14 protein-coding genes are annotated in these 13,414 nt (G+C 51.1%); 5 read left to right on the top strand and 9 right to left on the bottom strand.

Annotated elements, in window-relative coordinates; genetic code table 11:
- Window positions 1-43 precede the first annotated feature (43 nt).
- The 3 genes from ETC05_RS12890 to ETC05_RS12880 all read left to right on the top strand — a co-directional run bounded on the left by ETC05_RS12890 (window position 44) and on the right by ETC05_RS12880 (window position 1,815).
- Entirely contained in the window at window positions 44-457 is a 414-nt protein-coding gene (locus tag ETC05_RS12890; protein WP_031405058.1) for a globin domain-containing protein, read from the top strand.
- A complete protein-coding gene (gene spxH, locus ETC05_RS12885; RefSeq protein ID WP_031405060.1) occupies window positions 450-1,346 on the top strand; it encodes a ClpXP adapter protein SpxH in 897 nt (298 codons plus the stop codon). Before ETC05_RS12890 ends, spxH begins: the two co-directional genes overlap by 8 nt.
- 271 nt (window positions 1,347-1,617) lie before the next feature.
- Complete coding sequence (locus ETC05_RS12880; RefSeq protein WP_031405062.1) at window positions 1,618-1,815, top strand: hypothetical protein; 198 nt, start codon at window positions 1,618-1,620, stop codon at window positions 1,813-1,815.
- Window positions 1,816-1,828: 13 nt separating this feature from the next.
- Here the strand turns inward: ETC05_RS12880 and pepF are convergent, their stop codons facing one another.
- The 4 genes from pepF to mecA all read right to left on the bottom strand — a co-directional run bounded on the left by pepF (window position 1,829) and on the right by mecA (window position 7,450).
- The gene (pepF, locus tag ETC05_RS12875; RefSeq protein WP_171661186.1) at window positions 1,829-3,652 is read right to left on the bottom strand and encodes an oligoendopeptidase F; all 1,824 of its coding nucleotides are present in this window, start codon (window positions 3,650-3,652) and stop codon (window positions 1,829-1,831) included.
- Window positions 3,653-3,661: 9 nt separating this feature from the next.
- Window positions 3,662-4,978: a competence protein CoiA gene (locus tag ETC05_RS12870; protein WP_171661215.1), complete on the bottom strand. Its 1,317-nt coding sequence runs from the start codon at window positions 4,976-4,978 to the stop codon at window positions 3,662-3,664.
- Window positions 4,979-5,164: 186 nt separating this feature from the next.
- Window positions 5,165-6,673 carry a cardiolipin synthase gene (gene cls / locus ETC05_RS12865; RefSeq protein WP_031405068.1) on the bottom strand — a complete coding sequence of 503 codons (1,509 nt, stop codon included), beginning with the start codon at window positions 6,671-6,673 and terminating at the stop codon, window positions 5,165-5,167.
- Window positions 6,674-6,769: 96 nt separating this feature from the next.
- A complete protein-coding gene (gene mecA, locus ETC05_RS12860; RefSeq protein WP_171661185.1) occupies window positions 6,770-7,450 on the bottom strand; it encodes an adaptor protein MecA in 681 nt (226 codons plus the stop codon).
- Window positions 7,451-7,657: 207 nt separating this feature from the next.
- On the opposite strand from mecA, the gene ETC05_RS12855 reads away from it, so the two are divergent.
- Window positions 7,658-8,317, top strand: a complete 660-nt coding sequence (locus ETC05_RS12855; protein ID WP_031405074.1) for a TerC family protein — start codon at window positions 7,658-7,660, stop codon at window positions 8,315-8,317.
- Window positions 8,318-8,366: 49 nt separating this feature from the next.
- Here ETC05_RS12855 and spxA read toward each other — a convergent pair whose 3' ends face one another.
- Window positions 8,367-8,765: a transcriptional regulator SpxA gene (gene spxA, locus ETC05_RS12850; RefSeq protein ID WP_031405076.1), complete on the bottom strand. Its 399-nt coding sequence runs from the start codon at window positions 8,763-8,765 to the stop codon at window positions 8,367-8,369.
- A 296-nt stretch (window positions 8,766-9,061) separates the two neighbouring features.
- Between spxA and ETC05_RS12845 the strand changes: the two genes are divergently transcribed.
- Window positions 9,062-9,244: a hypothetical protein gene (locus tag ETC05_RS12845; protein WP_031405079.1), complete on the top strand. Its 183-nt coding sequence runs from the start codon at window positions 9,062-9,064 to the stop codon at window positions 9,242-9,244.
- Between the two features lie 88 nt (window positions 9,245-9,332).
- Here ETC05_RS12845 and ETC05_RS12840 read toward each other — a convergent pair whose 3' ends face one another.
- The 4 genes from ETC05_RS12840 to opp3b are packed head-to-tail and all read right to left on the bottom strand — an operon-like array spanning window position 9,333 to window position 13,292.
- Window positions 9,333-10,268, bottom strand: coding sequence for an ABC transporter ATP-binding protein (locus ETC05_RS12840; RefSeq protein WP_171661184.1), 936 nt, complete (start codon window positions 10,266-10,268; stop codon window positions 9,333-9,335).
- Entirely contained in the window at window positions 10,261-11,322 is a 1,062-nt protein-coding gene (locus tag ETC05_RS12835; protein WP_171661183.1) for an ABC transporter ATP-binding protein, read from the bottom strand. The genes ETC05_RS12840 and ETC05_RS12835 overlap by 8 nt, the downstream gene beginning before the upstream one ends.
- A 21-nt stretch (window positions 11,323-11,343) precedes the next feature.
- Window positions 11,344-12,366 (bottom strand): oligopeptide ABC transporter permease, encoded by a 1,023-nt coding sequence (gene opp3C, locus ETC05_RS12830; protein WP_171661182.1) that lies wholly within the window; start codon window positions 12,364-12,366, stop codon window positions 11,344-11,346.
- The gene (gene opp3b, locus ETC05_RS12825) at window positions 12,363-13,292 is read right to left on the bottom strand and encodes an oligopeptide ABC transporter permease (RefSeq protein WP_171661181.1); all 930 of its coding nucleotides are present in this window, start codon (window positions 13,290-13,292) and stop codon (window positions 12,363-12,365) included. The genes opp3C and opp3b overlap by 4 nt, the downstream gene beginning before the upstream one ends.
- Window positions 13,293-13,414: the final 122 nt, after the last annotated feature.

Genomic DNA, 13,414 nt, shown 5'->3' with positions numbered 1-13,414 from the left:
TCAAACGACAACGAATGATTTTCAAACAAAAGGAGCATCCGCGATGGGTGAACAATGGCAAACCCTTTATGAGGCGATCGGCGGAGAGGAGACGGTTGCGAAGCTTGTCGAAGCATTTTACCGGCGCGTGGCCGCACATCCCGACTTAAGGCCCATTTTCCCTGACGATTTGACGGAAACCGCCCGCAAGCAAAAACAGTTTTTAACGCAATATTTAGGCGGGCCGCCGCTTTACACGGCAGAGCATGGACACCCTATGCTGAGGGCGCGCCATCTCCGCTTTGAAATCACGCCGAAACGGGCGGAAGCGTGGCTTGCCTGCATGCGGGCGGCCATGGACGAAATCGGCTTGTCCGGGCCGGCGCGCGAACAGTTTTATCACCGGCTTGTACTCACCGCCCATCATATGGTCAACACCCCGGATCATCTGGACAGAAAGGAGCATACCCTTGGGTGAGAAGTTTGCTGGGAAGACGACGGCGCCCGCCTGCTCCCCTTCCCAGCCGCTAGGCAATACGAACAAACCGCTCGAGCTGTATTTGTTTATCGATCCTTTATGCCCGGAATGCTGGGGGCTTGAACCAGTCATCAAAAAGTTGACGATCGAATACGGCCGTTTTTTTACCTTAAGGCACATATTGAGCGGAACATGGGCGACATGGAGCGCTCGCAAAGGAACGAAGCCGGAGGCCATGGCCAAAGCGTGGGAGTGGGCGGCGTGCCGCACCGGTATGTCATGCGACGGCAGCGTTTGGCTCGAAAACCGGATTTCAAGCCCGTTCGCCCCATCGCTCGCCATTAAAGCGGCGGAAATGCAAGGAAAGCGGGCTGGCCTTCGCTTTTTGCGCAAGTTGCAAGAACAACTTTTTCTCGAAAAGCAAAATGTCGCCGATTTGTCGGTGCTCGCCGAATGCGCCGTCGAAGCGGGCTTGGATGTCGATGAATTTCTGCGCGACATGCACTCGCCGGGAGCGGCGAAAGCGTTTCAATGCGATTTAAAAATCACCTCGGAAATGGACGTCGACGAAATTCCAACGCTTGTGTTGTTTAATGAAAACATTGAAGACGAAGGCATTAAAATTTCCGGATGCTATCCGTACGACATCTACGTCGAGTTGATCGCCGAAATGCTCGGCTTCCATCCTGAACCGTCCTCTCCCCCTCCGCTGGAATCATTTTTAAGCCATTTTAAATTCGTCGCCACAAAAGAAATTGCCGTTGTATACAACTGGACGATCCAAGAAGCAGAAACGGAAATGAAAAAGTTGCAGCTAAAGCAAAAAGTGGAGCGGGTGCCCGTCAAACACGGAACATTTTGGCGCTATATCGATGATGCCCGTCCCTAGCAGCAGGGACGGGCACAAGAAAAAGCCCGGCTGACGCCGGGCTTTTTCTTGTGTTGCCAAGACAACAAAGGGGATGGGAGAAATTGTTCACGGTCAAACAAAGGGGTATCAGGTTTTGTCTTCCGTTTACAGCTATATCTTAACAAACGGACGAGCAAATTGGCAACCCGTTTGCTCGTTTGTTCACATTATTGTCATAATTCGCCCTGTGTCATGCCTAGGCAGACAAACAGCATATAATTAAGGCAAACGGAAAGAGGAGGCCATCACCATGAAGCAGCGCATCGTCTTATCCCTTTGGACGGCAGCATCTGCTGCCGCCTTTATCCTAAACTTGTTCGGCCTCATGCAGCTCGCCCCGCTTTGGATCACGATGCCGCTTTTGTTCCTTTCCTTGCTCGGGTTGGTGGCGACATGGAACCGCCGCCACCAGTTTCGGGGATTTCCGTCCAAACGAATGCGGCTGTAACGCCGCATTCGTTTCATTTCCCAAGCAGCCGCTCCATCTCATCAAGCTTCTCCGCAAACACTTGGCACGCCTGGCGGATCGGCTCGGCGCTCGTCATGTCGACGCCGGCTTTTTTCAGCACTTCAATCGGGTAATCAGAGCTGCCGGCTTTCAAAAAGTCGATGTATCGTCTCACCGCCGGTTCTCCTTCTTCCAAAATTTGTTTACTCAATGCAGTCGCCGCGCTGAAACCGGTCGCGTACTGGTATACGTAGTAATTGTAATAAAAATGCGGAATGCGCGCCCACTCGAGTCCGATTTCTTTGTCCACGACAATATCCTCTCCAAAATACTTTTTATTCAAGTCGTAATAAAGGGACGTCAACGTCTCGGCCGTCAATGCCTCTCCTTGCTGCTCCTTCAGATGGATCAAATGTTCAAACTCCGCGAACATCGTCTGGCGAAAAACCGTGCCGCGGAACCCCTCAAGATAATGGTTGAGCAAATAAAGCCGCTTCTTCTCATCATCGATCGTTTTCAGCAAATAGTCGTTCAACAGCGCCTCATTGCATGTCGACGCCACCTCAGCGACGAAGATCGAATAATGGGCATACGGATACGGCTGCGTTTTGCGCGTATAATAACTGTGCACCGAATGGCCAAACTCATGCACGAGTGTAAACAAATTGTTGACATTATCCTGCCAGTTGAGCAAAATGTACGGATGGGTGCCGTATGCTCCCGACGAATAGGCGCCGCTTCGCTTTCCTTTGTTTTCACGCACATCAACCCAGCGGTTGTCAAGCCCCTCTTTTACAATCGCTATATATTCCTCGCCAAGAGGCGCAAGCCCTTCCAACATGTACTGCTTCGCTTGCTCGTACGTAATTTCCATTTTCACTTCTTGCACAAGCGGCGTATACAAGTCGTACATATGCAGCTCATCAAGCCCAAGCACTTTCTTGCGCAGCCGCACGTACCGGTGCAACAATGGCAAATGTTCATGAATCGTGGCAATTAAGTTGTCATAGACGCTCTCGGGAATGTTGTTGGCATCCAACGCCGCTTCCCGCGCCGAACGATAACGGCGGACGCGGGCGAAAAAGTTGTCTTTTTTCACCGTGCCGGCAAGTGTATTGGCGAACGTGTTTTGAAACTTCTCGTACGTATGGTATACGGCGTAAAACGCCTCACGGCGGACACGACGGTCTGTGCTTTCTAAAAAGCGGATGAATCGGCCGTGCGTCACTTCGACTTCGTCCCCGTTTTCATCCATGATCGTCGGGAATCTCAAGTCGGCATTGTTTAATGCGCTGAACGTATTGGATGCTGCCTGCATCACCTCGGCCGCCTGCGCCAAGATCGCCTCTTCTTCCGCCGACAGCACGTGCGGGCGCTGGCGCGTAATCTCGTCTAACGCGTGTGCATACAAACGGAGCGGCTCGTATTGTTCCAAAAACGAGCGCAACACCGCTTCGTCGATCGCCAAAATTTCCGGCACGATAAACGCCATCGCGCTCGATGCTTCACTGTACAAGCTTTTCGCCCGTGCGTCGAGCCCTTGGTAAAACGAATTGGTCGTATCTTGGTCATAGCGCATATGGGCGTATGTATACAGCTTGCCGAGGCGCATTGATACGTCATCTTGGTATTGCAATGCTTCATACAACACTTCCGGCGATTCGCCAAGCCGCCCTTTGTATTCGCCCAGTTTTGGAATCATCTCCTTCACTTGCCTGAACTCTTCTTCCCAAGCGTCATCGGTCGGAAAAATGTCCTCAAGCCGCCACGTTTCTTCCACCGGAATCTCGCTTCGCAACGGCAGCGACTTTTTCGTTTTCTTTTCCTCCACGGTCATCGTTCCTCCTTACAAATCATCGATACATGAATTAGTATTCACCATTTCGTCCATTTTTTCCTGTTTTCTGCTCATTTTTTCCACTCTCCCAAACTCAAGTGCTGACCAATAGCGGCTAAGCGCTGGCGTTTGACGAATTTGCTCAAGAAGTGCAGCATCTTGATGAATCACCTGATCAACAGTCGACGGAAACGACAACGGCTTCACCAAATGAAGCCGGTCGCCCTCCTCACGGCGGAGATAGCCGAGCAGACTCAACCAATGCAAATACTCACCGACGGCCTCACGATACGTATCCCGGTCAACAAGCGGCAGCCGGCGTGGAACGAGGCGGCCGGTGCGGATTTTGCCGTCAAGCCACTGAAATAAAGACGCTGCCGTTGCCGGCCAGCCGGTTTTTCCAAGAAGGAACAAAAGGACATACGTTTGCCAAATGAACGGCGCTGTCTCCCATAAATACCCGCGCGGCATCGGCCAGCCTGCTTCAGTCGGAAACAATGACGGAACGATGCCCGCCTGGTAAAAATCAGCACAAATGCGGCGCACGGTTTGGTTCGGATACAGAGGAAACGTCCGCCGCCATTGTTTTTTTCGTTCGAGCCATCGTTCCCAAAACACGGGAGGAAGCGGCAGCGAGCAGGAGGCCATCCAATTGGGGAAAGAAAACGACGAAAGCGGAATCGAATCGACCGCGGCCAATGTTCGCTGCACCGATAGAGGCAACGGGCGGAAAAGGCGGATGAAGCGCCTCTCCTCTGGACTGTAGTACCATATATGTGGAACAACTGAATGTGGAGCGCGATGGGCAAACAACCATTGAAACCGGGAGAGCTGCACTTCCCCCGAATATTTTGGTGAACGCCGCAAGTGATGGGCTCCTAGCACCCACAACGGGCGGATGCCGAGGCAACGGTAGCCGTCATTTCGTTTGCAAAACAGCGATTCATCGATCGTGGAACATTGGTATTCGAGGGCATAAAGGTGTGGGCCATGGCGGAACAACACGTCGGGGCGCTGCCTGATGGCGGGCAAATACGGCTCGAGCTTCGCCTCGATGCCTTGGCCAATGAGCCATGCGAACAAGTCTCGCTTACCCGTTAAGTGACGCTCCGACTCCGGTTCGTGCTCGACCGGGCAGGTCGCCCCTTTTCGATGGGCGAAATGCGGCAAACGGTAGCGGCCCGATCGGAGCACCACTTCTTGGCGGCACGCGGGACAAAAAAACGGTTCCTGTCGTTTCAGGCACATCAGCCCCTCTCGTTCCCATCTTTCCGCCCCGACAAGCGAAACCGTCCTGCCATCAGCGGAGAGAGCAACAAACAACATGATCACTTCCTTTTCAGTGAAAAATGATTGCCTGTGGGCGGAAGCAGCTGGGCTGTTCTCTGCTTCCCCCTTCACCGTCCGGTTCTTCCCTTTTATTCGTCGACCATCGCTGGTTTTCCTGCCCTGAGCCAAATTGCGCTGAAAAAAGTCCGCCGATTCGGCGGACTAGCGTTTACAAGCGGTTGGTTACAACAGAGGCGACAACAGCCGGGAGACCGATTCAGCGATACGCACCCGGAACGGGCGCTGTTGAAACTGTTCGTAGTCGATCATAGAAGCGTGGCGAAAATCTTCCAAAAAGTCGCGGACGAGTTTATGAATGCTGTCGGTATAATACAAAAAGGCGTTCACTTCAAAGTTTAAATGGAAACTGCGCATATCCATGTTCGCCGTGCCGATCGAGGCGAGCTCGCCATCAACGACAATGACTTTGCTGTGCAAAAACCCTTTCTCATACTCATAAATTTTCACTCCGGCCTCGAGCAGCTCGGGAAAATACGAGCGCGAAGCGTAAAAGACAATTTTTTTGTCCGGACGCTTTGGCGCCAGCAGGCGAACGTCGATGCCGCTTAACGCCGCCACTTTGAGCGCCGTCAAAATGTCTTCATCCGGCACAAAGTACGGCGAGGCCACCCAAATCGATTGTTTCGCCGACGTAATCATGGCAAAATACAGCTGTTTGATCACTTCCCACTTTTGGTCCGGACCGCCGGCAATGAGCTGCACCCCGCCTTGCCCTTCCTCGACGATGAGCGGCGGCGACAAGTAATCCGGCGTCAGCAGCCGCTCTCCCGTCATATAGTACCAATCTTGCAAGAAGATCAGTTGCAGCGTCCGAACAGCTTCGCCGCGGATCAATAAGTGCGTATCACGCCAAAATCCGAAATATTTGTTTTTTCCTAAATACTCATCTCCGATGTTCAGCCCGCCGACAAAGCCGACGCCTCCATCGATGACAATGATCTTTCGATGGTTGCGGAAATTGATTTGGTTGCTTAAAAACGGCAGACGCACGGGCGAAAACGGAATCATCTCGACCCCGGCTGCCCGCAGCTCCTCGATATAGGCGTTGGACAATTTCCAGCTGCCAACGGCGTCGTACAAAAAACGGACGCGCACGCCTTGACGCGCCTTTTCTATTAAAACACGCTTCAGTTGTTGGCCGATGTCATCATGGCGGACGATATAATATTCTAAATGAATATGATGTTCCGCCTTTTCCAACTCAGCAAAAATCGCAGCAAATGTCTCCTCGCCGTTGGTCAACACCGCCGTTTGCGACGCGAGTGAAACCGGATGCTGGCCGATACGATAAGCAAGACGCAAAAGCGGACGCTGATGGGGCGCCATCGGCAGCCGCTCGACGGCAATCGGCGACGGCTCTTGGAACTTGAGCAGCACCGCCTCGTCAAAATTAGCTTTCTTTTTATAGCGACGCTGCTGCCAATAGTTGCGTCCAAACAATAAATAAAATAAAAAGCCGACAATCGGGAAGCTCCCCAACACCGCCAGCCAAGCGATCGTCTGCGCCGGCTTCCGGTTCTCGAGGGAGATGACAAATGCGATAAACACAACTGAACAGGAGATGAGCACACTCAAAACGCCAAGCAGCTTCCCTTCCCAAAAACCGCGCGTCAATGCCAACAGTGCGCCGACGATGACGACGAGAATCGCCACTCTCGATGCGTTTCGCAACAAAACCCCTCCATCAGGCCCTTCATGATGGCCGTTTTTCTTCTGCCAACACAGAAAACGCCGATTTCTGGCGGGGAAATCGGCGAAATGGAAACATTATGGGGCTGGAAAATATGTTTTGATTGTTTCGAGCGCATTGTCGCCCATAATTTCCGTTCCGTATTCTTCGAGACGATAAATCGTCATCTGGGAATCGCTTCCGTATTCCAACAGAAGGCTGAGCATATTGTCCACTTCCTGCTCGGTGTAGCGTTCGTCAAACTCGACGAACAAGTAATAGCGGCCTTCAAATTGGAACAGGCGGTTCGACAACTCAGAGAAGTCAGCGCGATGGGCCAAGGAAATGACATCCTCGATATCCTTGAACGAAAGGATGAATTGAAGGACATCTTGCTCTTCTCGCTCCTTGGCGTCCCCGTTTTGACCAAAGTGGAAATGGTGGCCGAACAGCGATTCCACCTTTTCATCAGTGGACAGCGAAAGCTCGCGCCATTTCTCTTCTGGAAGCGGCAGCTCGAGCTTGCTTCCATCTTTGGACAACTGCGCTTTCGTCACGACGACTTCAAGCCCTTTTTCAAGCGCTTGCACTTGGATCCAAAGCGGGCCATCGAGCGAAAAATCGCTTTCCTCATGAACTTCATCCATCATTTCCCAAAATAATTCTTCGCTCCGTTCCCGGTTATACCAAATCTCTTCGCGGTCAAATCCGCGCTCCTCTATATCAACATACGAAATGTAAAACTTGACCGTATGCTCGTTAATGCGTTCGATTTCCACTTTTGACTCTCCCTTCTAAAACGAAATAAAAAGGGAAGGGATCGCATCCCCGGCATTCTCGTTAACTATAAACGTATGCCTTGTACTCTTATTTTATGATAAAAAGCGAAAGAAGGGAAATAAAAAAACGCGTTTTTAAAAATTGGTTATGAAACCGGCCATGTCCTACTATAATGATGATGAACACGGACGGAATGAGGGACGCCTATGGTGGATGAATACATCGTTTCCATCTTGCTGATTATCGGCATTGATGTCATTCTTGGCGGGGACAATGCGGTTGTCATTGCGCTAGCAAGCCGCAACTTGCCGGAACAAAAGCGGAATGTCGCCATCATTGTTGGCACCGCGTTGGCGATCGGTGTTCGCATTGTCTTGACGGCGGCCGTTGTTTGGCTGTTGACGATCCCGTTTTTGCAGCTTGCTGGCGGCATCATTCTCTTCTGGATCGCCTTGAAGCTGATCGGGCAAAAAGACGAAAAACCAGCTATGATCAAAGCCGAACCGTCGCTTTGGAAAGCGATCCAGACGATCGTCGCCGCCGATGTCGCCATGGGGCTTGACAACGTCATTGCCATCGCTGGAGCGGCTCAAGGTCATATTGGGCTTGTTGTGTTCGGTTTTCTCTGTTCCGTTCCTATCATCATTGTAGGCAGCAAAATCATCCTTTATGCCATGGAACGGTTTCCGGTTCTTATTTATGCCGGCGGCGCCCTCTTAGCGTACACCGCTGGAAAGATGATCGCTGCAGAAGAGCGGTTGCACCCGTTTTACCCCCCGAATGGGGAGACGCTGTTTCCAATGGCGGCGGCCGTTCTTGCCGTTTTGCTCGGTTTTGCGGCCAACCGCCGGTCGCGCGCCGCGTAAAGCAAATGATAAAAAACTTCTACATGGCAGACCATGTAGAAGTTTTTTATTACCCGTTCACCAGCCGTTGCGCTTCGCGAAGCTGATACGCCCGCACTTTGCGCGGCAGGAAGCGGCGGATTTCATCTTCATTGTAGCCGACTTGGAGGCGCTTTTCATCAATGATGATCGGCCGGCGCAAAATGCCTGGGTTTTTTTGAATGAGTTCATACAAGTCTTGCAACGGCAGAGTTTCCAAGTTAATGTTCAGCTTTTGGAATACTTTCGAACGGGTGGAAATGATCTCATCCGTCCCCGTTTCCGTCATCCGCAAAATCTCTTTAATCTCCTCGACAGTGAGCGGCTCAGAGAAAATATTGCGCTCGATATAAGGAATATTGTGCTTCTCGAGCCACGCCTTCGCCTTCCGGCATGACGTGCAGCTCGGTGACGTGTACAGCTTAACCACTTCGATCACTCCTTTTGACAAGGAATCCCTTGCTTCCCACGTCCGAGACAACGGACGTGCACCGCTATGCCGGTTTGACGTCTGACAGCATAGCGACACGGCCTAAACGCCAGTTTGGCGATCAGCCGCTTTGCCAATCGTTTGCAAATTGAAATGACTTTAACATGATATATTATACAATACATCAGCCAAGAAAGATATAGTTTTTCGATGATAAATGCAATTTTCTTTCCCCTTCCAAAGTGAAGGAAAATCCTCTACAATCAAAGTAGAAGAGGAAAAGGGAGGAAGAACCGATGGCCGGGTATTTCATCGACTTTGCCATTGCTTCGGCATTGATCATCGTCCTCACCGCATTGATGGGGAACATCAGCAACACGATCGGAGAGCGAGTGTTCGGCCGAAATAAAAGTGGAAAGCATGTCGAGGCCTCTCACCGCATCCAACAAGGATGGAAAGTCGTCGGGGGAAAAAAATAACGCGCCAAAACAGGCGCATAGTTGGGCGCCGCCTCTTTCACCGTTCGCATCGCGCAGCAGTGAAAGAGCGGCGCTTTTTTCGATTCTGCTAGGCATACATCGCCCGATATCGCTTATACTCTTCCTCCGAACAAAGCACAAAATGGCCAGGCGTAATTTCACGGAATTCAAGTTCCTCTCCATCCCTGTAGCCATGCTGCGCCGGGTCGTAGACGATCCGTTTGCGCGTGCGCTCCGTTTCCGGATCCGGAAGCGGAATCGCGGAGAGCAACGCCTTTGTATACGGATGGATCGGATTGCGGTACAGCTCTTCTGATTCGGCAAGCTCGACCATTTTCCCGAAATACATGACGCCGATCCGGTCGCTGATATATTTCACCATCGACAAGTCATGGGCGATAAACAAATATGTCAGCCCTTTTTCGCGCTGCAGGCGCTTCAATAAGTTCACGACTTGCGCCTGAATGGAAACGTCAAGCGCCGAGATCGGCTCATCGGCGATGATGAACTCCGGCTCGACAGCCAGCGCCCGGGCGATGCCGATCCGCTGGCGTTGACCGCCGGAAAACTCGTGCGGATAACGGTTCGCGTGCTCACGATTCAAGCCAACCGTCTCAAGCAATTCATAAACACGCTGCATCCGTTCTTCTTTCGTTTTCGCCAACCCGTGGATGTCAATGCCCTCAGCGATAATATCGGCAACCGTCATCCGCGGATTGAGCGAGGCGTACGGGTCTTGGAAAATCATTTGCATTTTCCGGTTTAACTCTTTCAGCTCTTTTTTTGATTTCTTGCCGTGCACATTGACGCCGTTAAACAGCACTTCCCCGTCTGTCGCCTCATACAGCCGAATGATCGTCCGCCCCGTTGTCGACTTGCCGCATCCCGACTCGCCGACAAGGCCGAACGTTTCACCTTTATAAATGTCAAAGGTGACGCCGTCGACCGCTTTCACCACCTGACCGCGTCCAGCCGGGAAATACTGTTTCAAGTTTTTGACTTCAAGCAGCTTTTGTCTAGCCACGCGGCTTCCCTCCTTTTCGGGCGACGATGTCAGCAAACTGTTTCATCCGTTCACGCACGATAGCCGGCGGCTCCACTTTCGGCGCCATCTCATGCAATAGCCATGTCGCCGCATAGTGCGTATCGGACACTTGGAACATCGGCGGCTCAAGCTCATAGTCAATTTTGAGCGCATACGGATTGCGCGGCGCAAACGCATCGCCTTTAGGCGGATTTAACAAATCCGGCGGCGAACCCGGGATCGAATACAGCTCCGTATCTTTATGGTCAAGGCTGGGCATCGAGGCGAGCAATCCCCACGTATACGGATGTTTCGGATTGTAAAAAATTTCATCCACTGTGCCGATCTCGACAATTTTCCCGGCATACATGACCGCAACGCGGTCCGCCATGTTGGCGACGACCCCTAAGTCGTGGGTGATGAAAATAATCGACATGCCGAGTTTTTTCTGAATGTCTTTCATCAGCTCCAAAATTTGCGCCTGAATCGTCACATCAAGCGCTGTCGTCGGTTCGTCGGCGATCAAAATTTTCGGATTGCACGCCAAGGCGATGGCGATGACAACGCGCTGGCGCATCCCGCCGGAAAATTGGTGCGGGTATTGCTTTATGCGCAGCTCGGCGTTTTTAATGCCGACCAGCTGCAACAGTTCAATCGCCCGTTTGCGCGCTTCGTCTTTTGACAGCTTTTGGTGCTTTAAAATCGCTTCCATAATTTGCTTTCCGATCGTCATCGTCGGATTGAGCGACGTCATCGGATCTTGGAAAATCATCGAAATTTTCGCACCGCGAATTGATTGCATGTCTTTCTCCGACAGCTTGGTCAAGTCTTTTCCTTCAAATAAAATTTCCCCTTGCTTAATCCGGCTCGGCGGCGTTGGCAACAGGCGCATCAATGCCTTGGATGTCACTGATTTCCCAGACCCCGACTCGCCGACAATCGCCAACGTTTCCCCTTTATACAAGTCGAACGTGACGCCGCGGACGGCTTGCACTTCACCGGCATGAATGTCAAAGGAAACATGCAAATCGTTCACCTGCAAAATTTTCTCCATCGGTTTCACCCCTTCCGTTCCTTATTTGCGCATTTTCGGGTCCAACGCATCGCGAATTCCGTCAGCCACCAAGTTGAAACTCAAAATGAGCAAGCTGATGACAATTGAAGGAATAATAATCAAATGTGGATAGGTCTGGATCGATTTATATCCTTCATTGACAAGCGAACCGAGCGACGCTTCCGGCGGACGGATGCCAAGGCCGATAAAGCTCAAAAACGCTTCCGTAAAAATGGCGGACGGGATGGTGAACATCGTTGTGATGATAATGGGTCCCATGACGTTCGGAATCAAATGTTTAAAAATGAGCCGCGAATTCGAAGCGCCAAGCGTACGCGCCGCCAACACATATTCCATATTTTTCAGTTTTAAAATTTGCCCGCGCACAATGCGCGCCATCGTCGTCCAACCGGTAATGACCATCGCCAATGTGATAGAAATGATTCCAGGTTCAAAAATCAAAATGAACAAAATGACCATAATTAAATATGGGATGCCGTTTAAAATTTCGATAATCCGCTGCATCACATTGTCTACGCGGCCGCCATAGTAGCCGGAAATGCCGCCGTACGCAATCCCGATCAATAAGTCGATCAACGCGGCCAGCAAACCAATGTAAAGCGAGATGCGCGTGCCATACCACGTTCTCACCCACAAGTCGCGCCCCAAGTCATCCGTGCCAAACCAATAATACTCTTTGACACCGCGCTGTTTATACACATCAACGCCATTGGCGTCCTTTCCATCTAAATTGAGCCAGCTGATGTGCTCCAACACCGGCACTTTCGGGGGCAGCTTCGCATGGCTTAAGTTTTGCTCTTTATAGGAGCGGTCGCTGGCCATAGGCGCAAAAATTGCCAGCAATGTCAAAATGATGATCATAATCATCCCAGCGATTGCTGCTTTGTTTTCCCGAAGGCGAAGCCAAGCATCCTGCCAAAACGTCAAGCTCGGTCGATTGATTTTTTCCTGCTCACCGACGTTCGGCGGGGCGGGCTGAAACCATTCCGGTGAAAGTTGTTCGTATTGTTGTTTCGCCATCATTTTTTCCCTCCCGCTAATCGGATGCGTGGGTCGACAATTCCATACAGCACATCCACAAGAAAGATGACAAAAATTAATAAGGCAGAATAAAACAAGGTTGTCCCCATGATGACCGGGTAGTCATTCAGCTCAATTGAGCGGACAAACTGCTCCCCTAGGCCGGGAACCGCAAAAATTTTCTCAATGACGAGCGTCCCTGTCATTAAGTTAACCGCCATCGGGCCAAGAATGGTGATCACCGGGATAAGCGAGTTGCGGATGGCGTGCTTGACAATAACCCCGGCATTGCTGATTCCTTTCGCTCGGGCAGTTAAAATATAATCTGAACTTAACACTTCGAGCATTTCTGTGCGCATAAAACGGGCGATATTGGCAATAACGCCCGCGGACAACGCCAATGTCGGCATAATCGTATATTCAAACCCTTCCCAAAACGCGACCGGCAGCCATTGCAGCTTTACCCCGACAAAATATTGCAAAAATCCGGCCAACACGAAAGAAGGGACAGAAATGCCAATAACCGCAATCACCGTTGCCGTGTAATCGCCCCAACTATTGTGACGGATGGCAGCAAAAATCCCGAGCACTAAACCGACAAGAGTACCAAAGACAATGGCCTGAAATCCCAGCTGAGCCGATGGACCGATCCGGTCGCCAATCAATTCCGTCACCGGGCGGTTATCATATTGGAACGAAACGCCCAAGTCGCCCTGCAACAAGTTTCCTAGATATTGCACATACTGAACCGGTACGGGCTTATCAAGCCCATACTCTTTTAAAATGAGCGCCTTTTGCTCCGGTGTCAACTTTTCCTGGTTTTGCAAGGGCGAACCAGGCAACAGCTTCATTAAAAAGAACGTCATTGTAGCGATAATCCACAGTGTAATCACCATGTATACAAGCCGCTGGATGGTATAACGGGCCATTGGTGCACCTCCTCTATTTTAACGATTTCGTCTTAACGATCATAATCTTCAAGTTTTTTCGACATTTTTCTCCTTGGCAGGCAAAAGGAGAGTATATGCCTTCGCATATACTCTCCTCGGCA

The sequence above is a fragment of the Geobacillus sp. BMUD genome, assembly GCF_013096845.1.
Taxonomy (GTDB): Bacteria; Bacillota; Bacilli; order Bacillales; family Anoxybacillaceae; genus Geobacillus; species Geobacillus vulcani.
The sequence above is the reverse complement of the archived record's forward strand: the minus strand, read 5'-3'. Positions and strand labels throughout refer to the sequence as shown.